This window comes from Actinospica acidithermotolerans (genome assembly GCF_018139625.1).
Lineage (GTDB): Bacteria > Actinomycetota > Actinomycetes > Streptomycetales > Catenulisporaceae > Actinospica > Actinospica acidithermotolerans.
Window position 1 is genome coordinate 1 of sequence record NZ_JAGSOH010000302.1, and the last position, 895, is coordinate 895.

Genomic DNA, 895 nt, shown 5'->3' on the forward strand with positions numbered 1-895 from the left:
ACCGCCGCCAACCGGGTCTGCAACTCGTCCAGCAACTCATCGATGCGCAACTGAGGCAGCACCCGGGAGACCTCGTCGCCGAACCGATCGTCCACCGACACCCTCCGCTCCACCGGCGCGGCCGCGTCCAGACGCCGGGGCGAGCGGGACGAACCGCCGTTCGACACCACGTTAGCGGTCACGGAGAGGTATGCGCGAGATCGGTGGCCAGCGGAACGATGCGCCGTCCGGAGACCGAGGTGAGCGGGATACGCAGCAGGTGCTCCTTGCGCCCCATCACCCACGGCTCCGGGCCGTCGGCGAGCGCGCGCTCGACCGCGGCCGGCTCCCTGACCCATTCGGCCACCCCGAGCACGACGACCGACCAGCCGGTGCGCTCGACCGGATCGATCGCGTCGGCCTCGAAGGCGACGACGGCGCCGCGCACGGCCTGCCACATCGAGGAGGCCGAGGCCGTCCAGATCCAGATCGCGCCGTCCCGCAGCACGAAGTTCACCGGGGTGACGGCCGGCAGCGCGCGCCGGGTGTAGACCAGCCGGCCGATCTCCTGCGTGGCGAGCAGCGTAAGAGCCTCAGCCTGCGAAATCTCCGACAACGGCTTGGCATCGGTGGTGTTCATGCGACCGATCCTCCGCTCCAGCCCCGCCGGGTGGCCAGGGTCCTTGGTCCTTGCTCCTCGGCCGTCAGTGCCTGGCACGCAGGTCGGAGACGAGCACGGCGGCCTGCACCCGCCGCTCCACCCCGAGCTTGGCCATCAGCGAGGAGACGTAGTTCTTCACCGTCTTCTCGGCCAGAAACATCCGCTCCCCGATCTGCCGATTGGTCAACCCGTCCCCGATCAGATCGAGGATCCGCCGCTCCTGCGCCGTCAACGCCGCAAGCGGATCCTTCCGAT

Annotated in this window: 2 protein-coding genes; both read right to left on the reverse strand. The window is 69.7% G+C overall.

The window, feature by feature from the left end:
- Positions 1 to 178: 178 nt before the first annotated feature.
- Positions 179 to 619, reverse strand: a complete 441-nt coding sequence (locus KDK95_RS34805; RefSeq protein WP_212522615.1) for a pyridoxamine 5'-phosphate oxidase family protein — start codon at positions 617 to 619, stop codon at positions 179 to 181.
- A 64-nt stretch (positions 620 to 683) separates the two neighbouring features.
- The coding region (locus KDK95_RS34810; RefSeq protein WP_212522616.1) for a helix-turn-helix domain-containing protein at positions 684 to 895 on the reverse strand (212 nt) is incomplete at its 5' end.